This is a genomic window from Bosea sp. Tri-49, assembly GCF_003952665.1.
Classification (GTDB): domain Bacteria; phylum Pseudomonadota; class Alphaproteobacteria; order Rhizobiales; family Beijerinckiaceae; genus Allobosea.
The window spans coordinates 4,179,211-4,199,643 of sequence record NZ_CP017946.1; the positions used below are offsets into that span (position 1 = coordinate 4,179,211).

The window sequence follows — 20,433 nt, forward strand, 5'->3', positions numbered from 1 at the left end:
ATGTGCGGCAGGTTCAGCCAAGCCTACACCTGGGGTGAGATCTACGCCTTCAGCCAGCCGCTCACAGTCCCGGCCGAGCCAGCCCGCAATCAGCAGGCTCGCTACAATATCGGCCCGACCACGCTGATCGACATCATCGTCAAGACGCCGGCCGGCCGAGAAATCTGGAAGGTGCGCTGGGGCTTGATCCCGCCCTGGCATAAGGGCTCGCTCAAGGGCGTCATCCCGCACATCAACGCTCGCATCGAGAAGGTCGACAGCAACAACCTGTTCAAGCGCGCCTATGTGAAGAACCGGTGCATCATTCCGGCCAGCGGCTTCTACGAGTGGACCACCGAAGCGAACGGCGACAAGACGCCCCATTACATCAGCGCAAAGGACGGCACGCTCCTCGCCTTCGCCGGCATATGGGAGCGCTGGCACGACGAGAGCGGCGAAGAAGTGATCAGCGCCAGCATCATCACCCGTGACGCTGATCGCTTCATGGAGAGCATCCACAACCGCATGCCGGCGATGCTGCATCCCAACGACTTCGACGCCTGGCTCGTCGGCTCAGCCGACAAGGAGATCCTGATGAAGGCGCCGCCGGAGTTGCAGGAGTGGATAGTTAACCGGCGCATGAACAACGTCCGCGCTGGTGATGATGACCCTGCGACGGCCGCACCGGTCGAGTTCGAGGCGCCACCGGCCGCGCACGGTCCGCCGCCGCAGGGTAGCCTCTTCTAAGCAACGGCCCTGCGCGATTTCGAGGTTGCCCACCACTATGCCCTATACCCAAGAAGACATCCAACGAATGGGCCAGATGCAGCGGGCTTACCGGGAACGGGAAGATCGCGCGCGGGATCGACTCTTCGACTACGCTTTCGTGAGCCCCGACGCCCAGCAGTACGCCAGACATGGAGCACTAAGACGACTCACGACTATCCGGTGGTGCATCGACAGGCTGTTTCAGGTGCTCCCGGTAGATGCAGACAATCCGTACAGCGACGCATTGGCTGAAGCAGCAATACTGCTGCAAGCCTTCATCATGCACGCGACCGGTGTAATGGATAACCTCGCGCGTATTTGGTGCTTGGAGCGCGGTCGCCGAGATCCAATTGTAGGTGCAATACCACCCATGGAGATAGGGTTAGGCCCTCGGTATGAGCGCGTGCGAAATTCGCTAACTGATGCGTTTCGCGATTATTTGCAGCAGATGGATCAATGGTTCGGATATCTAAAAAATTATCGAGATGCATTCGCGCATCGAATTCCGCTCTACATCCCGCCTAGGATATTCGAACCGGCTGACGAAGAGCGGTACCGCGACCTTGAGCGCAACCAACTCGCCGCTTGGCAACGTCAAGACTACGAAGACGCTGACAGGCTTGGAATTGAGATGCGTCGCCTCGGTCGTTTTGATCCGCTGATGATGCACGCCTTCGGCAATGGGCCTGAAGATGGGAGGCCTATTCGGCTTCATGCGCAAATGGTGAGCGACCACGCTACCGTCGTCGAAATCTGCGAGCTGATGCTGACAGAGCTAGAAGCGCTCTGATGGAGCCCCCGCCTAGGGAGGCCTTCCCGAGCCTGAGAGTTGCTCGGCATCTGAATCTCCTTAAGGGAGACGCAGACATTGAGGATCGGGTGGTCGCTCTAGTGGCGATAGGACTGTGGGTGCTCGTTCGGCCGCGCTAGGGCGGAGGCGGAGCGCGAAGGGTGTTGCTTATCGAAGGCCCTTCGAACATTTTGGCCGCGCCTGCCTTGCGGATATCGTGGTCATACATGCAGCGAAGCAGCCAAAGCCGATTCCAAAGGTCATCGTTCACGTCGAGCTTGAGCACATCCAATCCCAACCGGGTCGCTTCATCTGCATCGATCACCGACCCATGTGACTTGTAAGTAGTGCGCGAAGAGAGCGCCTCAACAGTCGCTGCGATTTCGGCTGGTGTCTTGCCTCTCATCATCCCGGTCGATAGCAAATCGGTCGCGAGTTTAGTCGTCTGCGCGACGGCATGAGCAGCAGCTTGCACGAAGATCGGATCAATGGTGCCGGGCGGCGAACTTAAGATAAAATGTGCCGGTATCGAGTTGTTCTGAGCGACCGTTATCAGCGGATCCGCTGGCCCCAATTCTGATCCCGGCCCCATCACAACGCACGACCCGACGACAGCTAGCATGGTGCCGTTGCTCTTAGCGCGGCACGGCACGATAACTCGCAGATCAGGAGCAAGTTGGCGCAGGACTGACGCTAGCTTTTCGGCCGCGTCTGTGTACCCGCCCGGCGTCTCAATCAACAGATCAACCGGACCGCCCTTCGCGTCTCGCAGCAACTCGATCAGGTAGGCGTCATCTCCAGGGCTAATCTGTCCTTGGACAAGCTCCGGCAGCCCAAAGTAGACGAGCAGCGTGCGGCTCGTGGTCGCCTGTATGTCACGGATCAAAAGCTGCCGAAGATATCGGTCCTTCTCGGTGACCCAAAAGAGTGGCGACTGTCGCGGCATTGCTTTACCGCGCGGAAATTGCTCCTCCGCAGCGGGTACCGCTGCCGCCGCCTCACTTTTTGTCGTCATCCTTGATCGCCTCAACCACTGGAGTGGACGGGCGCGCTCGCACCAGTTCAATGACCTTCGCAAGGTCCATCTGGCTGGTCTTCGGAGCGATATGCACGTGCGGGTCAACTCGAACCGACTGGTTTGAGTATCCTGAGAGGTGCGAGTAGTCAGAGCGCTGCGCGCTGCCGACTCCAAGTGGTCGCCAAAATGCGCCGACGACGGTCATGGCAATCTCCCCGTGTGCTGGAGCGTCTGCTTGCACAATCCACGCCACGGCACAAACACCGATTCATGGAGTGCGGAGGCCCCTTTCTATTTAGTTAACGACGATCAACCGCTTGACAGCAGAGAGTCAAATTGTCGCACCGTGAGGCTTCGAATGCGCATCGCAACAGCTGAGCGCATTCGTTGTCCGATCACAGCATGCTCGGCCTGATGATAGGCTATTGCTTCGCGGACCGTCATGCAGGCGCCTCCACCTTCCGCCGTGATGCATCAACCAACATGTGATGCAAGTCAGAGCCTCGGATTGAAACCCTGAGCCGCCAGCCTTGAAGCCAGGTGGGCCCTGCCGCTCGATGCCACCGAACACAGAAATTCAGTGCCGTGGCGCCCCGCTCCAGCGTCTCGCGAAATTCGAACGGCAGCGTGATTTCCAAATGGACGGTTTCTCCCGGCGCGAGCGCTCGGTGCTGCTCGATGCCTACAACGTTCTCTACGATCGACCGCGTATCACCGTGAAAAATGACACGGGCTGCGCTGTTCGTTTCGATGGCAGTCAGTACGACATCGAAGTCAGACCGATTTTTGATCCGCAGGTAAGCTTGGCCCACGCCGAACGATTCCGCCGCGCAGATGCTGATGATGGGGCGGCTCTTCAACAGCCGGTCGTAGATCGTGAATCCGGCGGTTCCTAGACCAGCGATGCCACCGAAGAATTTGACCGCTTCAACAAGGTCGATCACGGCGCGAGCGCCTCCATGGAGGAACGCGCGGCTTCGGCGTTGTCGGGGAAAAGGTCGCCCATCTGGTAGGCCATTTGCGTGCGCTCGGGTGGGTATTCGTTGTCTGCAATTGCGCCTAATGCCTAGGTCTACAGGAGCCCGGAGTGCGCCCTCATGTCGAGTTGGCGCGCACCTTGAGGCTTTGCGCAGCGTTATCTCGGTACTGGGTCGCGCGAGCCAGAGCCGCAACTTCCTCCGCCGCGCTCTTCCGATCAATCAGCAGCCAAATCACCCCGCAGATCCCCGTGATGAGGAACACGGCCGCATACGGCTTCATTTCAGGATTGCCGGATACCAAGCCCATCAAAGCTGCCGCTCCAAGGATGCAGCCAAACCAAGCAGCATAACGCCGGTTGTCGGCTTGCTCGACGCGAGCCTTCAATCTCGCGACTTCGGCCGAGTGCCTGGCGTAGTCTGCTGCTAGATCAAGTTCGCGCTGATCCACTTTATTCGCCGCCTCGCTTAGCCAGTCTGACGCCGGGCTGGCCATGGTTGAGAAAGTCTACGCCAGCAGCTTCTAGCGCCCGCTGTACTGCCTGGACCGTAGCTGCCCTCCCAGCGATCGGGCCGGAGGCGGCAGCCTCCATGTTTCTGATGGTGTTGACGTTCACGCCGACCAGGGTCGCGAGCGCCGTCTGATCTATCTCAGCCAACACGCGGGCGGCCTTCAGCTGGTTGCCTGTAGTGAGCATCTTTAACCCTTAATGAGATAGCTATGTATGGCACCTAGATAAGCATTGACAGCACCCATTTAGCAATGTAGGTACTGTACCTAGTTAACTCGGTGCAGGACTTAGATAGCACATGGCGCACGCATTCAACATCCTGAACGGCGTTGCGTTCGACAAGGCCGCTATCATGCGCCGGGCATACGAGCACGCCCGCTTCGTGCTGATGCTCTGTCACACAGCCGCCCAGCGAAATGAGCAGCGCTCGCGGGCTCTGCGGAAGGCTTGGGTTGAGGCGAAGAGCGAGGCCTACACCCTTCGCCAGCGCGCCGAGCAGGAGGTTCGCACCGTTGCTGCTCTGAGGGCGCGCGCCGCCGAGAGCGTCAATCTCGCCACCTCACTCGGAAACGACGCCGCTGCGATCCGGCAGGCCATCGCCAGCGAGAACTACCGCGACCGAGCGAACTTCGCCGCCATCGATCGGCTGCAAGCCGCCCTCAACCAAATGGGAGCCTAAGACATGACACTTATCGTCACTGCCGCATGCGCGCCGCAGGCCGCTTCCACGCCGCCCCTTTCCAGGCTCACCATCTCGGAGTTGGACGCGCTTTATGACGCCCTGCTAGCTGCCGAAGATGCGATTGCGTCAAAGACCAACTCGCCGCGAATTCGGGGTACAGCTCTTCACGAGTATCTGAGCGCCCGCTTCGAAGGCATTGCCACCGAGATTGATTTGGTGGTGGCGGAGCTGCGTGGTCGCCGCCCATCCGACCGGTGGGCAAGCCACGAGCGAGCGCATCGCTTGATCATGCACGCCTGCCGATGCGGCGAGAGCCCTGCGGATATCGCCGACCTGGCGCACGACCTCTCGCGCCCAGAGACGCACTGACCCTCAACGCCTTCAACATCGCTGGAGATACCCAATGCCGAACGCTATCGTTCGGGCAGCCGCTACCGGCTTGCCCTCCGCCATCTTCAACCGCCGCCGCATGCTCCTCGGCCTCGCTGCCGCGTCAACTGCCGCCGCCGGCCCCATCGCGGTCGCTGCCGGTGCGCAGGCGCCTGCCGAGGCCGCCGAGCTGATGGACCTTGGCGCGAAAACTCCATTCGCCCTCGCCAACTATCGGCAGGCGATTGAGGCCCGCGAAGCCATCGTGCGGAAGTGGGCGCCGAAGTGGCCGAGCGCTCCCAAGAGCATCCACAACCCCGGCTCCTACTCTCAGGCCGAAACCGATCTGACCGGCCGTATGGCCCCGGACTGCGTTTGGATTTGGGACCGCGAAAAGCTGCAGGACAGCATCGCGCGGATACCGTCGCACACCTTGCGCAAGGGGGCCAAGCCCGAGCGCGTCGCCCGAGCCAACGCGGCATGGAGCGCCCTCGAGGCAGAGCGGGAAAGCACGCTGGAAGCGCTCAATGCGTATCACAGCCAGTGTGCGGGCATCCGGCGCGCGTCGGGCATCATCCCGGCTCAAGCGGCCGAGGAAGCAGCGCGGGATGCGCTGTTGGCCCATACCCGCGCCATCATGGTGCTGGAGCCCGCGACCATGGCCGGCGTGCTGATCCAGGCCGAGGCGCTGCAGGCAGTGGCGCACGTCCCGGACATTCAGCGGGTCGTGTGGAAAGGCAACGCGGTCAGCCTCCATGAGGGCTACGGCGAGCGCATCGCCGCCTCAATTCTCCGCATCGCCCGCAACGCCTGAGCCGCCCCAGCCGGGCGCCTTATGCGGGCGCCCGCTGCCAATCCTTCGCATTTTGGAGAGCAGTCATGAACCGCAGAACCGTCCTCAAGTCCGCAGCTCCTTCGATCGCCATTGCATTCCCCGTAACCGTTGCTGGATGCATCCCGCCCGTCATCGCTGCCGCCGGCAGTCCTGATGCCGCGCTTGTGGATCTAGGCGTCAAGTTCGATCAGGCGCATGCAGCCTGGGTGCTGTGCTGGAAGGAATGGCAGCGCATCGAGAACAAATGGCAAGCCACCTTCGAGGCGAAGGGCATGAGCTTTGCCGAGCATGGCGCACCTGCCGTCAATTCGATCTTCACTGAGCTTGGCGGCGACGAGGCCAGCGATGCAAATGACGCCGCGCTGGCGTTGGTCCAGAGCATCGCGGATCAGATTCGAGCGATGCGCGCGACTACGATTGCCGGCATCGCAGCAAAGGCCAAGGTCGCCTGTTTCGATGCGGTTCCGATGCATGAGGTCGTCGCGCCGGAGAAGGAGCGCGATTACGGGCCGCAAGCGGTCCTCGCACTGCTCGCCGAGATCGAAGCCGTTGCGAGGGCGGGCGCATGAACCCCACCGCCATTGTCGCCACAACTACCCGGCTCGCTGCTGACTATCACGTCGCGGCCGCCACGCTCGCCGCCATCGGGACGCGATGGGGCGCAGAATGGCCCGAGGCGCCCGATGCCATCACGGCACCCGCTTTCGTCCTCGGGGGCGATCTGGAGCGCGACCTGTTGGGCGTCTCGCGCCAGCCCTGGCGCAAGTTTTTCGGCGCCAAGCATTTCGCCCGCGAAGTCAAACGGTGCGGCCGAATGGAGGGCACGGCGCGGCGGCGCAATCTGCCGGTGGAAGATTGGTCCCTGCTTCGCGAGGCAGCGCAAGCCGCCATGACCGAGGCCGAGACTTATGAACTGGCCTGCGAGCGCGTGAAGCTTGCCGCCGGCATCCCTGCCGCTCGGGAGGCGCTGGATAAGGCCCGGACGGAACTGCTGGCCCATGTTGCCGGGCTGATGGAAGCTGAGCCCATGGACCGAGCCGAGCTGACGGCGCGGGCGCACGCCTTGAATACGGTTGCGGCCATCCCGCAGGCGCAGCGCGCATCAGCGGACCTCAATGGGCAGTGGCTCGCTCGCCTCGCCGCCGCAGTCGTCCGCCTCGCTCCTATGGGGGAAAACTCATGAGCCCGTTCAAGACCAATCGCCGCCGGGGCAAGGCCAAGCCCGTCAGCCTGCCGACGTTCTCCTTTTACGGCCATCTGCCGGTCATCTACATCGGCGGAGGGCTGGTCATCGGGCGCCGCGTCATTCCGCTGGAGCGCAGCGCATGAACCGCCAGCAGTTTTTCCGCGAGACGCCAGTCGCCGCCGCGACCGTCTACGCCCATGAAGTCGAAGCTGAGGCCAAACGGATTCCTCGCGTCCTGGCCTACCTCGATCGCTGCGGCGCGACATTTGAGGCCGTGCCGGGCTGGCCTGGTTGGTATGCCGCTCGGTGGAGCGACGAAGTCAACTTTGGCGACCACCTGCGCCGTTGGGCGTGCTGCACGGATATCGAGATGGATTGCGAATGGCCTTACGCGCTCGCGTTCAAGGCGCGCGTCGAAGCGGGAGCGCGGTTATGAGCCTCGCGGCCGAGAACCTCTTCCCGCTCTTCGCTCAGCCACTCTCCGGAAGCGAAGATCTAACGCCGGCCGAATCTCGCGATGTGCTCCTGATCCTGGGAGAAGTCGCGAACCGGCTGACACGCGCCACCAACTCCGCCGCCGGCCTCCGGCGCAGGCTCGACGCCATTGCCGGTGCCATCGTCACCTTCATGGATGAGATCGACGGCGATCCGGATCTTGAAGAGCAGTGTGAGGACGAGGGCGGGCAGTGCGACGACGAAGGGATGCCAGATGACAACGGCATAGCGGATTTCGATGGCGAGGCGGAGCAATGGGGCTCGCAGCACAGGCAAGGCGGTTGGATGACATGAAACTTCGGGACATCACCGACGCCATAGGCAGCGATGACAAGCCAGCGCTCAGGCGGGCGTTCTGCGCCCTGGTTGAGCACCCCGAGGGTGAGGTCGTTGAGGCCTCCTCGGGTGGACTACTGATCGTGGCGCTTAACCGGCTGTGCGTCGCGCTGAAGGATGATGTGGCTACGATGCCGTCCGAGACCTGCGCGGCACTCCAGCTGCCTGCGGGCGCGACCTATGCCGATGGCGCAGCTCAAGCGAAGCGGGATAGCGCCCGCCTCGCCCGACAACTGGTGGCCACTAGCTAAGGTGCGACATATCACCATAGCAGCCCGTTCCGGCCCGATCCGAATTGCGCATGCTGTTGGGGTAAATGTTGGGGTAGCGTCTAAGCAGCGCTCCGAAAAGCCTGCAATATCAGCTCTTTACGGAGGAGATTTGGTGGAGCCAGGCGGAATCGAACCGCCGACCTCTTGAATGCCATTCAAGCGCTCTCCCAACTGAGCTATGGCCCCACTCTGCCGGCCTTCTTGGGAAAAGGCCGGGAAATCGTCGCGGTCCAGAAGGCTCTCTAGGAGCCGGTCCGCGCCCGCCGCCGCAGCGACGAAGCGCTCTATAGGCAAGCTTGCGCCGAGACACAAGCACTGATGTCACGTTCCTGTCGCGCTTTTTTCCAAGGCGCGACTTTGACGCAATCTCGACGCGACTCAGACGTCCTCGTCGCCCTCGATGTCGCCATCGATCAGGTCGGCGACATCATCGTCGCCTTCCTCGTCCTCTTCCAGGAAGGTGTCGTCATCGGTGGCGGCGCCGTCATCCTCGATCTCGATGTCGTCGTCGCTGGTGACCACCGGCTCCTTCTCGGCGGCTTCCGCATCGGCATCGTCGAGCGAGACGAGCTCGACCGCGCCGTCAGCGGCATCGACCTCTTCCTCGTCATCGCTCGGCTTGGGCGCAGGCGCCGCCGCCGCTGCCTTGGCCTGCGGCTCGAACAGCGAGCGCGGGTAGGACTGGCCGGTATAGGGCGAAACGATCGGATCCTTGTCGAGATCGTAGAATTTGCGCCCCGTTACCGGGCAGACGCGCTTGGTGCCAAGTTCCGGTTTCGCCACTGCGTCGGACCTTCGTGTTCGTGCTGAGTTCGAAAAAAGCAGGGGCGTCCGTTAGTCGGGCCAAGCGTCCCTGTCAAATCCTGATTGAGTCAAGGCGCAAATCCCCGACGTCGGCTGCAAAACTGCTTCGCATCATCGCCTCCGGTGATTTAGAAATCTGCCCGACACCCGCCAGATGAAAGACGATGCCGTGCCCGACGCCCAGCCGCCCGCTTCCGCGACCAACCGGGCTCGCCTGGTCATCGCCGTCGACGGGCCGGCAGCCTCCGGCAAAGGCACATTGGCGCGCCGACTCGCAGCCCACTACGCCCTGCCCTATCTCGACACCGGCCTGCTTTACCGCATGGTTGCCCGCACCATGCTCGATGCCGGCGAGCCACTCGACGATGTCGAGGCCGCCGCCGCCGCGGCCGCAGGCTTCGACGATACCGCGATCGACGAGGCGCGGCTGCGCGGCCGAGAGATCGGCGAGGCCGCTTCCGTCGTGGCTGCGCTGCCCGCGGTCCGGCGCGCCCTGATCGACCGGCAGCGCCGCTTTGCCGCGGCGGGTGCAGGGGCCGTACTCGACGGGCGCGACATCGGCACGGTGATCTGCCCGGATGCGACGGTGAAGCTCTTCGTCACCGCGACCCCGGAGGTCCGCGCCGCGCGCCGGCACAAGGAATTGGCCGGGCGCGGCGAAGCCGCGACACTCGACGGCATCCTGGTGGACATCCGCCGCCGCGACGCCAGGGATTCAGGCCGCGGCGATGCGCCGCTGAAAGCGGCGGAAGACGCTGTCTTGCTCGATACCTCGGCGCTCGGCGTCGAGGAGGCCTTCCAGGCTGCGCTCGCCATCGTGGAGAACCGCAGACGAGGCTAACCCTGCGGCGCATCGGCCTGCTCGAAGTGGTGCCCACTTTTCAGGCTGATACTCCCGCTTTCGTACTTGGCGCGAATCGAAACTGGGCGCAGACTTCAATGACATTCGTTTGAAGCCTGCCTTCGTCCGAAACTCAGCCTCCTTTCGGCGTCACGCTTCGACGACAGATGACGGAGGTTTCGATGCGGCGCTGGCTGTTCGGTCTCTTTTGTCTCGCGGTGGCCGGTGCCTGGCCCGCCGCCGCGCCCAATGCGCAGCAAGCAGCTGCGCCTCCCGAAGAAGTCGACGTCGCGCTGGTGCTGGCGGTCGACGTCTCCTATTCGATGGATCTCGACGAGCTCGCCTTGCAGCGCAACGGCTATATCGAGGCGTTCCGCTCGAAGGAGTTGCACGATGCGATCGCCAAGGGCGCGATCGGCAAGATCGCCGTCAGCTATTTCGAATGGGCGGGCGGCGACTTCCAGCACATCGTCAAGCCCTGGACCGTGATCGAGACCCCGCAATCGGCGATCGCCTTCGCTGAGGAGCTCGGCGAAGCGCCGACCAGGCGCGGACGGCGCACCTCGATTTCGGGTGCGATCGACCTTGCAGTCTCGCTACTCGAGACGAGCAATGTCGCGGCGATGCGCCGCGTCATCGACATCTCCGGCGACGGCGCCAACAATGACGGGCGCCCGGTGACGCAGGCCCGCGACGCCGCCCGCGACAAAGGCATTTCCATCAACGGCCTGCCGGTGATGCTGAAGCAGGCGAGCTATTTCGACATCGACAACCTCGACATCTACTACGAGGAGTGCGTCATCACCGGTATCGGCGCCTTCGTCATCCCGATCCGCGAACGCAAGCAATTCGTCGATGCGACCCGAACCAAGCTGGTGCGCGAGATCGCGGAAATGCCGGCCTCGGGACCCGAAGCCCTCATCCAAAAGGCACAGCAGGCCCCGGCATCGCGCCTCTCCTGCCTGCAGGGCGAGCGGCAATGGCGCGACCGGATGGGGAACTGACCCTCAGGCCTTGCCGCGGATCGCCGCGCTGGCGTGAAAAAGGATGAGTGTCGCCACGCCGATCACCGACATGACGGCTGGCAGAGGCAACGCGCTGCCTTTCAGCAGATGGCCAACGAACAGGCCGACGCAGGCCGCGAGCAGCATCTGGCACAAGCCGGTCAGGGACGAGGCCGCGCCTGCCCGCTCGGGGAACGGCATCATCGCCGCAGCCTGGGCCTGCGGCATGGTCAGGCCGATGCCGCAGGCATAGAGCGCCATCGGACCGATGACGCCGAACGGCCCGCCGAAACCGACCGCAACGCAAACCAGCATGGCGAGCCCGCCCGCGGCGAGGCAGGCGACGCCGAGCGCGATCACGCCATCGAGTCCGCGCCGTCCGACCAGGCGCTGCGCGATGATCGTCCCGAGGATGAAGCCGAGTACGGCACAACCGAAGGAGAGCCCATAGGCCGGCGCCGACAGGCCGTAAACGCCCATCAGCACGAAGGAGGACCCCGAGATGAAGGCGAAGAGCCCGGCATAGGCGAGCGCGGTCAGGGCGACGTAGACCCGGTAAGCCGGGTTCTGCAGCAGCAACCGATAGCCGCGGACGATCGCGAACGGGGAAAGACGCTCGGGTGAACGCTGACGCAGTGTCTCCGGCATGATCGTCACGATGATGGCGAGCATGGCGAGCGCAAAGACGAGCGAGGCCAGGAAGGTCGAGCGCCAGCCGAAGGCGTTTTGCAGCACGCCGCCGATCACCGGCGCGATCGCCGGGACGAGACCCATGATCATGCCCATACGGGCGAGCTCGCGGCCGGCACGCGGCCCCTCATAGAGATCGCGCACCATGGCGCGGCCGAGCACGATCGGGCCCGATGCGCCAAGTGCCTGGGCGAAGCGGGCGCCGATCAGCGCCTCGATCGATGGCGCGAAAGCGCAGGCGAGCGTGGTCGCGATGAACAGGCCGAGACCGATCATCAGCACCGGCCTGCGGCCGAGCCGGTCCGAGAGCGGCCCCCAGATGATCTGGCCCGCGGCATAGCCGAACAGGAAAGCCGAGAGCGTCGCCTGCGCGCCGGCAAAATCCGTTCCCATCACCCGCGCAATCTCGGGCAGCGAGGGCAGGTAGAAGTCGGTCGAGAGCGGGCCGAGCGCCGTCAGCATGGCGAGCACGGCGGTCATCGCCAGCGTATCGGGGCGGAGGGGCATGGTTCGGCGGCTCTCGGTCGGTGGCCGCCGGTTTATGTCGCCCCTGCCAGCCTGTCGAGGCGGCGGCACGGACTGTCAGCGGAAGAAGATCAGCGTCTCAAGCAGGAAGAGCGGGATCAGGATCGCGCCGGACCAGAGCATGTAGCCGAAGAAGCTGGGCATCGCGACCTTCCGGTCCTTGGCGATGGCATAGACCATGAAGTTCGGGGCGTTGCCGATATAGGAGTTGGCGCCCATGAAGACAGCTCCAGCCGAGATCGCGGTCAACGTCAGCGCTCCGGTCGTCATCAGCGCCTTGGGATCGCCGCCAGCGAGCTCGAAGAAGACGAGATAGGTCGGGGCGTTGTCGAGGAAGGAGGAGAGCGCACCGGTCAGCCAGAAATAGGCGACATTGTTGGCGCTGCCATCGGCGTTGCTGACGAGCGCGACGAGCGGCGCGAAAGCGCCGTTGCGTCCGGCCTGGAGCATGGCCAACACCGGGATGATGCAGGCGAAGATGCCAGCGAAGAGCTTGGCGACCTCCTTGATCGGTCCCCAGCTGAACTCGTTGCCGGCGCGCACCGGCTTCGGCGTCAAGGCGAGCGACAGGCCTGCCAGCACGAGCAGGACAAGATCGCGCGCCAGATTCTGCCATTCGACGGCGACGCCATGGATGGTGAAGGCGACGCCCGGCTTCCAGTTCGCCGACATCAGGATGGCGAGGATGACGCCAACGAGCAGGAGGAGATTGACCTTACCGAACAGCTTGATGGCGCGGTCCGGCGTCGGATCGCGCAGCGGCGGATAGGTCTCCTCCTTGCGGAAGAACCAGCTGTCGAGCGCGAAGAATACAGCAAGCAGGACCGCAACCGCGAACAGCGTCTCCGGCAGGAGATGCGTGGTCGTCCAGAAGAAGGAGACGCCGCGCAGGAAGCCGAGGAAGAGCGGCGGGTCGCCGAGCGGCGTCAGCGATCCCCCGATATTCGAGACCAGGAAGATGAAGAAGACGACGACATGAACGTTATGGCGCCGGTTGTCGTTCGCGCGCAGAACCGGGCGGATCATGATGATCGAGGCGCCGGTGGTGCCGACGAAGCTCGCCATCAGCGTGCCGATCGCGAGCAGCACGGTGTTCGTCAGCGGCGTCCCGTGCAGGTTGCCGGTGATCAGGATGCCACCGGCGATAGTGAACAGCGCAAAGAGCAGGATGATGAAGGGGATGTAGTCGAGCAGCCCGGTGTGCAGCAGCGCGCCGAGCGCGGGATCGAGGCTGCGGAACAGCACGAGCGGCACCACCACCAGCACGGCCCAGAAGGCTGCGAACTTGCCGTAGTTCAGCTCCCAGAAATGCGGGAACAGCACCGGGCCGAGCGCGATCGAGAGCAGCATGCCGGCGAAGGGCAGGGCCCAGGCGACTCCCATGCTCGCGCCGCCGATGTCGCCAGCGGCGAAGGCGACTTGCGGAGCCAGGGCGAATAGGAACGTAGCGCCGGCGAGCTTCGTCAGCATGAAAATCGGCCCCTTCCCCACCCGCTTGCCGCGGGACGTCGTCGCCACCCATCGCCGCGACGGTTATATCAAGGCTATGCGGCTCGCAACGACACAGGCTCGCTCGCACTGCAGCCGCTGTTCTCCAACGAAGGAGACCCGGATGAGCGGGCGAGAGATGAATCGTTATGCCTGCATTCATTCTCGTGGAATAATCTTCTCTTGCGGCGTCCCGCCCGCACCTGATTCGGGACCACCATGTGCCGTTTCCTCGCCTATGCAGGCGCCCCCGTCTTCCTCGAGGACTTCATCGCCTCGCCCTGCCATTCGCTGATCCACCAGTCGCTGCACGCCGAGGAGGCCAAGACCGGCACCAATGGCGACGGCTTCGGCGTCGGCTGGTATGGCGAGCGGGAGGAGCCCGGCCAGTATCGCGAGATCAGGCCGGCCTGGTCTGACGAGAACCTGCTCTCGATCGCGCGCCTCGTGCGCTCGCATCTGTTCTTCGCGCATGTGCGCGCCGCGACCGGCACGGCGACGACGCGGGCGAACTGCCACCCCTTCGTCCATGGCCGGCATCTCTTCATGCACAACGGCCAGATCGGCGGCTACGCGCTGATCAGGCGCAGGTTGGAGAGCCTGATTCCGGACGGCCTCTATGACGCCCGCGTCGGCACAACCGATTCCGAGGCGCTGTTCCTGCTGGCACTGGCGCGCATCGCCGAAGGCGCCTCTCCCGGCGAGGCCCTCGCCGGAGCGCTCGGTGACGCGCTGGCGCTGATGCAGGAGGCCGGGGTGCGCGAGCCCCTGCGCTGCGCCGCCGCCCTCGCCGATGGCGAGACAATCCATGCGGTGCGCTGGTCCTCCGACTCAAAGCCGCCGACGCTTTATCTCTGCGATCGTGGCGATGCGGTGATCATCGCCTCCGAGCCGGTCGATGCCGCCCGCGACTGCTGGCAGGCGCTGCCCTGCAACACGCTGGTTTCGGCAAAAGCGGGTGCGGTCAGCATGACGCCGTTCGAGGTTGGATTGAAGCAGGCCGCCTGAGCTGGCTTGCGCAGTCATGCCGCCTGCGCCACATCGCAAGCTGATGCGCGCCTTCGACACAGCTCTTCCGATCGACGCGGTTCTCGACGCTCTCGCCAGCTCGCTGCGCAAGCGACCGAATGCCGTGCTCGTCGCGCCGCCCGGCGCCGGCAAGACAACGCGCGTGCCCCTCGCTCTGCTGGGCGAGCCCTGGACCAGCGGCGGCAAACTGATCGTGCTGGAGCCGCGGCGCCTCGCAGCGCGCGGCGCGGCCAATCGCATGGCGCAGACGCTCGGCGAGCGTGTCGGCGAGACGGTAGGCCTGCGCGTGCGGCTCGGCTCGAAGATCGGCCCGAAGACGCGGATCGAGGTCGTCACCGAAGGCGTCTTCGCCCGGATGATCCTCGACGATCCCACGCTCGACGGCATCGCCGCCGTGCTGTTCGACGAATTCCACGAGCGCTCACTCGATGCCGACTTCGGGCTGGCCCTGGCGCTCGATGCGCAGGCAGGCCTGCGCGAGGATCTGCGCATCCTCGTGATGTCGGCGACGCTGGACGGCGCGCGTGTCGCCAGACTCCTTGGCGACGCCCCGGTGATCGAGAGCGAGGGCCGTGCCTATCCGGTCGAGACGCGCTATCTCGGCCGCGACCCGCTGAAGCGGATCGAGGACCAGGTCACGGAAGCCGTCCTGCAGGCGCTGAACGAGCAGGCCGGCTCCCTGCTCGTCTTCCTGCCAGGCCAGGGTGAGATCCGGCGCATCGAGGAGCGCCTGCGCGAGAAGGTCCGCGATTCCTCAGTTGAGATCGCACCACTCTATGGCGCGCTCGACCAGTCGGAACAGGACCGCGCCGTGCTGCCCGCGCCGAAAGGCAGACGTAAGGTCGTGCTCGCCACGTCGATCGCTGAGACCTCGCTGACGATCGAGGGCGTGCGCGTCGTCATCGATTCCGGTCTCGCCCGCGTGCCGCTCTACGAGCCCGATATCGGCGTGACCCGCCTCGTCACCCAGCGGGCCAGCCGGGCGGCGTCCGACCAGCGCCGCGGCCGCGCCGGCCGCACCGAGCCCGGCATCTGCTACCGCCTTTGGGAAGAGGCGGGCAACGGCGCGCTCGAAGCCTTTGCCCGGCCGGAGATCCTCTCGGCCGATCTCGCCCCGCTCCTGCTCGACTGCGCCGCCTGGGGCGTATCCGATCCGGCCTCGCTCACCTTCCTCGATCCGCCGCCGGCCCCGGCGCTGAAGGAGGCGCGGGCGCTGCTCAATGATCTCGATGCGCTCGATCCGGACGGCCGCATCACCGATGGCGGCAAGGCCTTGCAGGCGCTGCCGCTACCACCACGGCTCGCGCATATGTGTGTCGGCGCAGCACATTCTCGCCAGGCTGGGCCTGCGGCCTTGCTGGCGGCACTGCTGGTCGAGCGCGGGCTCGGCGGTGATACGATCGACCTCGCTGAGCGACTGGAGCGTTTCGGACGCGAGCGCGGCGGCCGTGCCGGCGACATGCGCCGCCTCGCGGAGGGCTGGGCCCGGCAGGCGGCAAGCAGGACGCCGGCAGGCGCGGAGCAAGCGCTCTCGCCCGGTTTCCTTTTGGCCCTCGCCTTCCCTGATCGCGTCGCCAAGGCGCGCCAGCCCGGCTCCGGGCAATATCTGCTGGCCAATGGCCGCGGCGCGGCTCTCGAACCCGGCCAGAGGCTGGCGCGCGAGCCCTATCTCGTCGTCGGCGAGATGACCGGAAGCGCCCAGCAGGCCCGCATCCTCAGCGCCGCCGCGATCAGCGAAAACGAGATCGCCGCGCTCGCCGCCTCCGGCCTGATCCGGATCGGCCTGTCAGAGCGCAACGAGACCGTGTTCGACCGGCAGGCACGGGCGCTGCGAGCCCGGGCGGCGCGCAAATACGGGGCGCTGGTGCTGGCCGAACGGCCACTGCCGGTCGAGGCCTCTCCGGAGAATGCCGAGGTGCTGGCGAAGGGGATCGCCGCGCTCGGCATCGATGCGCTGACCTGGAGCAAGGCGCAGGCGCAATTGCGCGAGCGCATCGCCTTCCTGCGTGCGGCCGAAGGCGAGGATGCCGGCTGGCCAGACCTGTCCGATAGTGGGCTCGCCGAGACCGCCGCGGACTGGCTCGCGCCGCACATTGTCGGGCGAAACTCGCTCTCGGCGATCACGCCGAGCGATCTCGACGCAGCTCTCTCGACCCTGCTGCCCTGGGAGCTGAAGCGCCGGCTCGAGGTGGAGGCGCCGACGCATTTTGCAGCGCCGACCGGCTCGCAGCTCGCGGTCGACTATGGCGCCGAGGCCGGGCCGACGATCTCCGTCCGGGTGCAGGAGCTCTACGGGCTGGCGCAGCACCCTTCGCTCGCAGGCGGGCGCGTGCCGCTGGTGCTGGAGCTGCTCTCCCCGGCGCACCGGCCGATCCAGGTGACGCGCGACCTGCCGGGCTTCTGGCGCGGCTCCTGGGCGGCAGTGAAGGCCGAGATGAAAGGGCGCTATCCGCGCCATCCCTGGCCGGACGATCCCTCCGCGGCAGCGCCGACGACCCGCGCCAAGCCGCGCGGGACCTGATGGATCAGCCGCCGAACAGACGCTCGAAGAAATTCTTCTCCTGCGGCGCCGGCGGCGTCCAGGCGCGGTCGCCGGTGGCGGCCTGCTGGGTCCGCGGCGACGGCGCGACGCCGGCGACCGGCTCGCCACTGTCGAAGATCGACTTGGGCGCAGACTGCCAGAGCCCTCCCGGCAGCTGCACCGGCTGCTGGCCGGCATGGGCCGCTTTCATGTACTTGCCCCAGATCTCGGCCGGCAGGCCGGCGCCGGTGACGCGCTTCATCGTCGAGTTGTCGTCATTACCGACCCAGACAGCAGTGACGAGGCGCCCGGTGAAGCCGACGAACCAGGCGTCGCGATAATCCTGCGTCGTCCCCGACTTGCCGCCGACCTCCCAGCCGGGAAGGTTGACCTTGCTGCCGGTGCCGCCGGTCATCACCGCATGGAACATGGAGTTCATCATCGAGAGCGTCTGCGGCTGGATCACCGGGCCGAAGTTGTTGGCCTTGCGGGCGTAGACAACCTTGCCGCTCGTCGACCTGACCTCGCGGATCACATAGGGCAGCACCGACTGGCCGCCGTTAGAAAAGGTGGCATAGGCGGCGGTCATCTCGAGCGGCGTCACCTCCGAGGTGCCGAGCGACAGCGACGGATTGGGCTGCAATGACGAGTTGATGCCGAGGCGCTGGGCCGTGCGAACGACCTCGCGCGGCGTCACCTCCTGGATCAGGCGCGCCACGACCGTGTTCAGCGAATGGGCGAAGGCGGTCTGCAACGTGACCGGGCCGCGGAAGGTGCGGGAGAAGTTCTCCGGCTCCCAGCCCTTGATCGAGACCGGGGAATCGTCGCGGATCGTATCCGGCGTCAGGCCCTTCTCGATCGCGGTGAGATAGACGAAGGGCTTGAAGGACGAGCCCGGCTGGCGATGGGCGGCCGTGGCGCGGTTGAACTGGCTCTTGGTGTAGTCGCGCCCGCCGATCAGCGCGCGGATCGCCCCGTCCGGCGCCAGCGAGACCACCGCGCCCTGCGAGGCGTTGAGCTTGGCCCCCTGCGCCGAGAGCGCGTCGACCAGGATCGTCTCAGCCGAGCTCTGTAGCTTGGTGTCGACCGTGGTCAGCACGGTGACGTCGCCCTCGATCGCGCCGATGAAATCGTCGAGCACGTCCATGACGTAGTCGGCGGCATAGTTGACCGAGCCGGCCCCGACGCGCTCAGGCACCTCGGCCGGGGCGACGAGCGCCGTCTTGGCCGCGGCCTGCGAGATCAGCCCCTGATCGGCCATGGCGGCGATGACGAGCTGGGCGCGCTTCTCGGCCGCCTCGGGGTTGCGGTTGGGCGCAAGGCGCGAGGGTGCCTGAACGAGGCCGGCGAGCATGGCTGCCTCGGCAATCGAGACCGAGCGTGCCGACTTGTTGAAATAGCGCTGCGCCGCCGCCTCGACGCCATAGGCGCCTGAGCCGAAATAGACGCGGTTGAGATAGAGCTCGAGGATCTGGTCCTTGGTGTAGGTCCGCTCCAGCCAGAGTGAGAGGATCGCTTCCTGGATCTTTCGCGCTGCCGTGCGCTCCTGGGTCAGGAACAGGTTCTTGGCAAGCTGCTGGGTCAGGGTCGAGCCGCCCTGCACGCCGCCGCGCTTCGTCAGATTGTTGACGACGGCGCGGCTGAGGCCGATCGGGTCGATGCCGAAATGCTCATAGAAGCGCTTGTCCTCGATCGCGACGAAGGCCTTGGGCAGATAGGGTGGCACCTCGCCGATCGTGATCGTGCGCCCACCGGTCTCGCCGCGATTGGCGAGCAGCGTGCCGTCTGCTGCGAGGATGGCGATGTTGGGCGGCCGCTTCGGTACGGTGAGCTGGTCGATCGGCGGCAATTGCGCAGCGTGATAGGCGACCACGCCGCCAAGCCCGAGCACGACCCAGAGACCAAGCACGAAACCCCAATAGACAATGCGACCGAAGAAGGAGCCGCGCTTGCGGCGCTGCTTGCGGCCGCCACGCGGCGGGGTCTTCTGGCGGCTCGGTTGCTGGCGCGGTGCCACCGGATTCCTTCCTCCGCGATAGGGGCGATCCTCGGCCGACAGGCGCAGATCGCCGTCGTCGCGCTCGTAGTCGTCGCGCGCACGCTCGAAAGACGGCTCACGCCGCTCTCCGCCTCGTTTTGACCGGTCGTTCATACCGCCCCGTTCAGGCCCCATCACCGCGCTGCGATACGCCAGCCCGACGATTTTCCAGACAGGATTCAAACATGGCGCTTTTAAGGGGTGGTTAAGCCCGATTTCGGCGAATTTTCCGCGATGGTGAACGAGGGTTCAGCTGTTGCGGATTTGCCGCTCGGCGATTTTGCTGCGCTGCAAACGAAAACGTGACTTGATCCGCTTTCTTTGCGCAAGGACAAGCACGGCGGGCGCAGAGTCGCTTCTTCGCCAGCAAACACAATTACTTAGATCCATTCAAATCGGACGGAAGGCAACCCGCCCATGCAGGCTCTCAACTCCCTGACTCGCTATGCGCCGCAGGCGCTGGCACTGCTGCGCATCGCGACGGCGCTGATATTCATCGCCCATGGCACGCAGAAGCTGTTCGGTTTCCCGGCTCCGCCGGCCAGCGGCCTGCCGGCGATGTTCACGCTGTTCTGGTTCGGCGCGATCCTCGAGGCCTTCGGCGGCCTGCTGATCCTGATCGGCCTGTGGACCCGTCCCGTCGCCTTCATCCTCGCCGGCGAGATGGCCTATGCCTACTGGATGTTCCATGCGCCGCGGAACGTCTACCCGCTGCTGAACAATGGCGACGCCGCGATCCTCTACTGCTTCGTCTTCTTCTACCTGGTCTTCGCCGGCGCCGGCGCCTTCGCGCTCGACAACCGCTCGAAGTAATCCGGAACATCTGAAACAAAGAAGGCCCGCCCTCGTTGAGGGCGGGCCTTCCCTAATTCTAAGACCGTTGGATCAGACCGCGGCCGAGATCCAGCGCGAGAGATCGCTCTTCGGGGCGGCGCCGACCTTCTGCGAGGCCAGCTTGCCGTCCTTGAACAGCATCAGCGTCGGGATCGAGCGGATGCCGAACTGGGCCGGGATCTGCTGGTTCTCATCGACGTTCATCTTGACGATCTTGACCTTGCCGTCGAGCTCGCCGGCGATCTCCTCGAGGGCCGGGCCGATCATCCGGCAAGGACCGCACCACTCGGCCCAAAAATCCACAACCACTGGCTCGCTCGACTTCAGCACATCGGCCTCGAAGCTCGCATCGGTCACTTTGATCGTCGCCATGGCTCATCGCCTTTCGATTCGCGCGCGGCAACAACGCCGCCATTCAGCAGCGAAGCTATGAACGGGCA

General features: G+C 65.0%; 25 protein-coding genes and 1 tRNA gene. 16 read left to right on the forward strand and 10 right to left on the reverse strand.

The features are described from left to right. A complete protein-coding gene (locus BLM15_RS20210; RefSeq protein WP_126114442.1) occupies positions 1–726 on the forward strand; it encodes an SOS response-associated peptidase in 726 nt (241 codons plus the stop codon). A 37-nt stretch (positions 727–763) separates the two neighbouring features. After that, a complete protein-coding gene (locus BLM15_RS20215; protein WP_126114443.1) occupies positions 764–1,537 on the forward strand; it encodes a hypothetical protein in 774 nt (257 codons plus the stop codon). A gap of 136 nt (positions 1,538–1,673) precedes the next feature. Here BLM15_RS20215 and BLM15_RS20220 read toward each other — a convergent pair whose 3' ends face one another. From BLM15_RS20220 to BLM15_RS20235, 4 genes are all read right to left on the reverse strand, one after another. Further along, positions 1,674–2,552, reverse strand: coding sequence for an SDH family Clp fold serine proteinase (locus BLM15_RS20220; protein WP_126114444.1), 879 nt, complete (start codon positions 2,550–2,552; stop codon positions 1,674–1,676). After that, positions 2,536–2,760: a hypothetical protein gene (locus BLM15_RS20225; RefSeq protein ID WP_126114445.1), complete on the reverse strand. Its 225-nt coding sequence runs from the start codon at positions 2,758–2,760 to the stop codon at positions 2,536–2,538. Before BLM15_RS20225 ends, BLM15_RS20220 begins: the two co-directional genes overlap by 17 nt. 235 nt (positions 2,761–2,995) lie before the next feature. Further along, positions 2,996–3,499, reverse strand: a complete 504-nt coding sequence (locus tag BLM15_RS20230) for a copper chaperone PCu(A)C (RefSeq protein ID WP_126114446.1) — start codon at positions 3,497–3,499, stop codon at positions 2,996–2,998. Between the two features lie 151 nt (positions 3,500–3,650). Beyond that, positions 3,651–4,028: a hypothetical protein gene (locus tag BLM15_RS20235; RefSeq protein ID WP_164547587.1), complete on the reverse strand. Its 378-nt coding sequence runs from the start codon at positions 4,026–4,028 to the stop codon at positions 3,651–3,653. A 314-nt stretch (positions 4,029–4,342) separates the two neighbouring features. Here BLM15_RS20235 and BLM15_RS20245 point away from each other — a divergent pair, with 314 nt between their 5' ends. The 9 genes from BLM15_RS20245 (at position 4,343) to BLM15_RS20280 (ending at position 8,198) form a co-directional block, all read left to right on the forward strand. After that, positions 4,343–4,723 carry a hypothetical protein gene (locus tag BLM15_RS20245; RefSeq protein ID WP_126114449.1) on the forward strand — a complete coding sequence of 127 codons (381 nt, stop codon included), beginning with the start codon at positions 4,343–4,345 and terminating at the stop codon, positions 4,721–4,723. Between the two features lie 3 nt (positions 4,724–4,726). Further along, entirely contained in the window at positions 4,727–5,095 is a 369-nt protein-coding gene (locus tag BLM15_RS20250; RefSeq protein WP_126114450.1) for a hypothetical protein, read from the forward strand. Positions 5,096–5,129: 34 nt separating this feature from the next. Then, entirely contained in the window at positions 5,130–5,909 is a 780-nt protein-coding gene (locus BLM15_RS20255; protein ID WP_126114451.1) for a hypothetical protein, read from the forward strand. A gap of 65 nt (positions 5,910–5,974) precedes the next feature. Further along, the gene (locus BLM15_RS20260; RefSeq protein WP_126114452.1) at positions 5,975–6,499 is read left to right on the forward strand and encodes a hypothetical protein; all 525 of its coding nucleotides are present in this window, start codon (positions 5,975–5,977) and stop codon (positions 6,497–6,499) included. Beyond that, positions 6,496–7,113 (forward strand): hypothetical protein, encoded by a 618-nt coding sequence (locus tag BLM15_RS20265; protein WP_126114453.1) that lies wholly within the window; start codon positions 6,496–6,498, stop codon positions 7,111–7,113. The genes BLM15_RS20260 and BLM15_RS20265 overlap by 4 nt, the downstream gene beginning before the upstream one ends. Then, positions 7,110–7,259 carry a hypothetical protein gene (locus tag BLM15_RS31435; RefSeq protein ID WP_164547588.1) on the forward strand — a complete coding sequence of 50 codons (150 nt, stop codon included), beginning with the start codon at positions 7,110–7,112 and terminating at the stop codon, positions 7,257–7,259. The genes BLM15_RS20265 and BLM15_RS31435 overlap by 4 nt, the downstream gene beginning before the upstream one ends. Beyond that, entirely contained in the window at positions 7,256–7,552 is a 297-nt protein-coding gene (locus tag BLM15_RS20270) for a hypothetical protein (RefSeq protein WP_126114454.1), read from the forward strand. The genes BLM15_RS31435 and BLM15_RS20270 overlap by 4 nt, the downstream gene beginning before the upstream one ends. Then, complete coding sequence (locus BLM15_RS20275) at positions 7,549–7,905, forward strand: hypothetical protein (RefSeq protein WP_126114455.1); 357 nt, start codon at positions 7,549–7,551, stop codon at positions 7,903–7,905. Before BLM15_RS20270 ends, BLM15_RS20275 begins: the two co-directional genes overlap by 4 nt. Continuing rightward, positions 7,902–8,198 carry a hypothetical protein gene (locus tag BLM15_RS20280; protein ID WP_126114456.1) on the forward strand — a complete coding sequence of 99 codons (297 nt, stop codon included), beginning with the start codon at positions 7,902–7,904 and terminating at the stop codon, positions 8,196–8,198. Before BLM15_RS20275 ends, BLM15_RS20280 begins: the two co-directional genes overlap by 4 nt. 131 nt (positions 8,199–8,329) lie before the next feature. Here the strand turns inward: BLM15_RS20280 and BLM15_RS20285 are convergent. After that, positions 8,330–8,405 (reverse strand) — tRNA-Ala (locus BLM15_RS20285). Between the two features lie 192 nt (positions 8,406–8,597). Next, the gene (locus BLM15_RS20290; protein ID WP_126114457.1) at positions 8,598–9,002 is read right to left on the reverse strand and encodes a TIGR02300 family protein; all 405 of its coding nucleotides are present in this window, start codon (positions 9,000–9,002) and stop codon (positions 8,598–8,600) included. 235 nt (positions 9,003–9,237) lie between these two features. On the opposite strand from BLM15_RS20290, the gene cmk reads away from it, so the two are divergent. Together cmk and BLM15_RS20300 are read left to right on the forward strand one after the other, a co-directional pair. Continuing rightward, a complete protein-coding gene (cmk, locus tag BLM15_RS20295) occupies positions 9,238–9,864 on the forward strand; it encodes a (d)CMP kinase (protein WP_164547703.1) in 627 nt (208 codons plus the stop codon). A gap of 182 nt (positions 9,865–10,046) precedes the next feature. Continuing rightward, positions 10,047–10,868, forward strand: a complete 822-nt coding sequence (locus BLM15_RS20300; protein WP_126114459.1) for a DUF1194 domain-containing protein — start codon at positions 10,047–10,049, stop codon at positions 10,866–10,868. Between the two features lie 3 nt (positions 10,869–10,871). Here the strand turns inward: BLM15_RS20300 and BLM15_RS20305 are convergent, their stop codons facing one another. Together BLM15_RS20305 and BLM15_RS20310 are read right to left on the reverse strand one after the other, a co-directional pair. Continuing rightward, positions 10,872–12,065: a multidrug effflux MFS transporter gene (locus BLM15_RS20305; RefSeq protein ID WP_126114460.1), complete on the reverse strand. Its 1,194-nt coding sequence runs from the start codon at positions 12,063–12,065 to the stop codon at positions 10,872–10,874. Between the two features lie 75 nt (positions 12,066–12,140). Beyond that, positions 12,141–13,553 carry a sodium:proton antiporter gene (locus tag BLM15_RS20310; protein WP_126114461.1) on the reverse strand — a complete coding sequence of 471 codons (1,413 nt, stop codon included), beginning with the start codon at positions 13,551–13,553 and terminating at the stop codon, positions 12,141–12,143. A gap of 237 nt (positions 13,554–13,790) precedes the next feature. Between BLM15_RS20310 and BLM15_RS20315 the strand changes: the two genes are divergently transcribed. Both BLM15_RS20315 and hrpB read left to right on the forward strand, forming a co-directional pair. Then, the gene (locus BLM15_RS20315; RefSeq protein WP_126114462.1) at positions 13,791–14,579 is read left to right on the forward strand and encodes a class II glutamine amidotransferase; all 789 of its coding nucleotides are present in this window, start codon (positions 13,791–13,793) and stop codon (positions 14,577–14,579) included. 16 nt (positions 14,580–14,595) lie between these two features. Further along, a complete protein-coding gene (hrpB, locus tag BLM15_RS20320; RefSeq protein ID WP_236846358.1) occupies positions 14,596–17,121 on the forward strand; it encodes an ATP-dependent helicase HrpB in 2,526 nt (841 codons plus the stop codon). 4 nt (positions 17,122–17,125) lie between these two features. Here hrpB and BLM15_RS20325 read toward each other — a convergent pair whose 3' ends face one another. Next, the gene (locus tag BLM15_RS20325; protein ID WP_126114463.1) at positions 17,126–19,273 is read right to left on the reverse strand and encodes a transglycosylase domain-containing protein; all 2,148 of its coding nucleotides are present in this window, start codon (positions 19,271–19,273) and stop codon (positions 17,126–17,128) included. A gap of 303 nt (positions 19,274–19,576) precedes the next feature. Here BLM15_RS20325 and BLM15_RS20330 point away from each other — a divergent pair, with 303 nt between their 5' ends. Further along, positions 19,577–19,972, forward strand: coding sequence for a DoxX family protein (locus BLM15_RS20330; protein ID WP_126114464.1), 396 nt, complete (start codon positions 19,577–19,579; stop codon positions 19,970–19,972). Positions 19,973–20,044: 72 nt separating this feature from the next. Here the strand turns inward: BLM15_RS20330 and trxA are convergent, their stop codons facing one another. After that, positions 20,045–20,365: a thioredoxin gene (trxA, locus tag BLM15_RS20335; protein ID WP_126114465.1), complete on the reverse strand. Its 321-nt coding sequence runs from the start codon at positions 20,363–20,365 to the stop codon at positions 20,045–20,047. Positions 20,366–20,433 lie beyond the last annotated feature (68 nt).

Bases quoted from the DNA above. Each gene is read 5' to 3' on its own strand.
- BLM15_RS20300 (WP_126114459.1), top strand. From the start codon at position 10,047: ATGCGGCGCTGGCTGTTCGGTCTCTTTTGTCTCGCGGTGGCCGGTGCC.
- BLM15_RS20305 (WP_126114460.1), bottom strand. From the start codon at position 12,065: ATGCCCCTCCGCCCCGATACGCTGGCGATGACCGCCGTGCTCGCCATG.
- BLM15_RS20330 (WP_126114464.1), top strand. From the start codon at position 19,577: ATGCAGGCTCTCAACTCCCTGACTCGCTATGCGCCGCAGGCGCTGGCA.
- hrpB (WP_236846358.1), top strand. From the start codon at position 14,596: ATGCCGCCTGCGCCACATCGCAAGCTGATGCGCGCCTTCGACACAGCT.
- BLM15_RS20245 (WP_126114449.1), top strand. From the start codon at position 4,343: ATGGCGCACGCATTCAACATCCTGAACGGCGTTGCGTTCGACAAGGCC.
- trxA (WP_126114465.1), bottom strand. From the start codon at position 20,365: ATGGCGACGATCAAAGTGACCGATGCGAGCTTCGAGGCCGATGTGCTG.
- BLM15_RS20310 (WP_126114461.1), bottom strand. From the start codon at position 13,553: ATGCTGACGAAGCTCGCCGGCGCTACGTTCCTATTCGCCCTGGCTCCG.
- BLM15_RS20265 (WP_126114453.1), top strand. From the start codon at position 6,496: ATGAACCCCACCGCCATTGTCGCCACAACTACCCGGCTCGCTGCTGAC.
- BLM15_RS20215 (WP_126114443.1), top strand. From the start codon at position 764: ATGCCCTATACCCAAGAAGACATCCAACGAATGGGCCAGATGCAGCGG.
- BLM15_RS20275 (WP_126114455.1), top strand. From the start codon at position 7,549: ATGAGCCTCGCGGCCGAGAACCTCTTCCCGCTCTTCGCTCAGCCACTC.
- BLM15_RS20315 (WP_126114462.1), top strand. From the start codon at position 13,791: ATGTGCCGTTTCCTCGCCTATGCAGGCGCCCCCGTCTTCCTCGAGGAC.
- BLM15_RS20250 (WP_126114450.1), top strand. From the start codon at position 4,727: ATGACACTTATCGTCACTGCCGCATGCGCGCCGCAGGCCGCTTCCACG.
- BLM15_RS20235 (WP_164547587.1), bottom strand. From the start codon at position 4,028: ATGGCCAGCCCGGCGTCAGACTGGCTAAGCGAGGCGGCGAATAAAGTG.
- BLM15_RS20210 (WP_126114442.1), top strand. From the start codon at position 1: ATGTGCGGCAGGTTCAGCCAAGCCTACACCTGGGGTGAGATCTACGCC.
- BLM15_RS20220 (WP_126114444.1), bottom strand. From the start codon at position 2,552: ATGACGACAAAAAGTGAGGCGGCGGCAGCGGTACCCGCTGCGGAGGAG.
- BLM15_RS20225 (WP_126114445.1), bottom strand. From the start codon at position 2,760: ATGACCGTCGTCGGCGCATTTTGGCGACCACTTGGAGTCGGCAGCGCG.
- BLM15_RS20280 (WP_126114456.1), top strand. From the start codon at position 7,902: ATGAAACTTCGGGACATCACCGACGCCATAGGCAGCGATGACAAGCCA.
- BLM15_RS20325 (WP_126114463.1), bottom strand. From the start codon at position 19,273: ATGAACGACCGGTCAAAACGAGGCGGAGAGCGGCGTGAGCCGTCTTTC.
- BLM15_RS20255 (WP_126114451.1), top strand. From the start codon at position 5,130: ATGCCGAACGCTATCGTTCGGGCAGCCGCTACCGGCTTGCCCTCCGCC.
- BLM15_RS31435 (WP_164547588.1), top strand. From the start codon at position 7,110: ATGAGCCCGTTCAAGACCAATCGCCGCCGGGGCAAGGCCAAGCCCGTC.
- BLM15_RS20270 (WP_126114454.1), top strand. From the start codon at position 7,256: ATGAACCGCCAGCAGTTTTTCCGCGAGACGCCAGTCGCCGCCGCGACC.
- BLM15_RS20260 (WP_126114452.1), top strand. From the start codon at position 5,975: ATGAACCGCAGAACCGTCCTCAAGTCCGCAGCTCCTTCGATCGCCATT.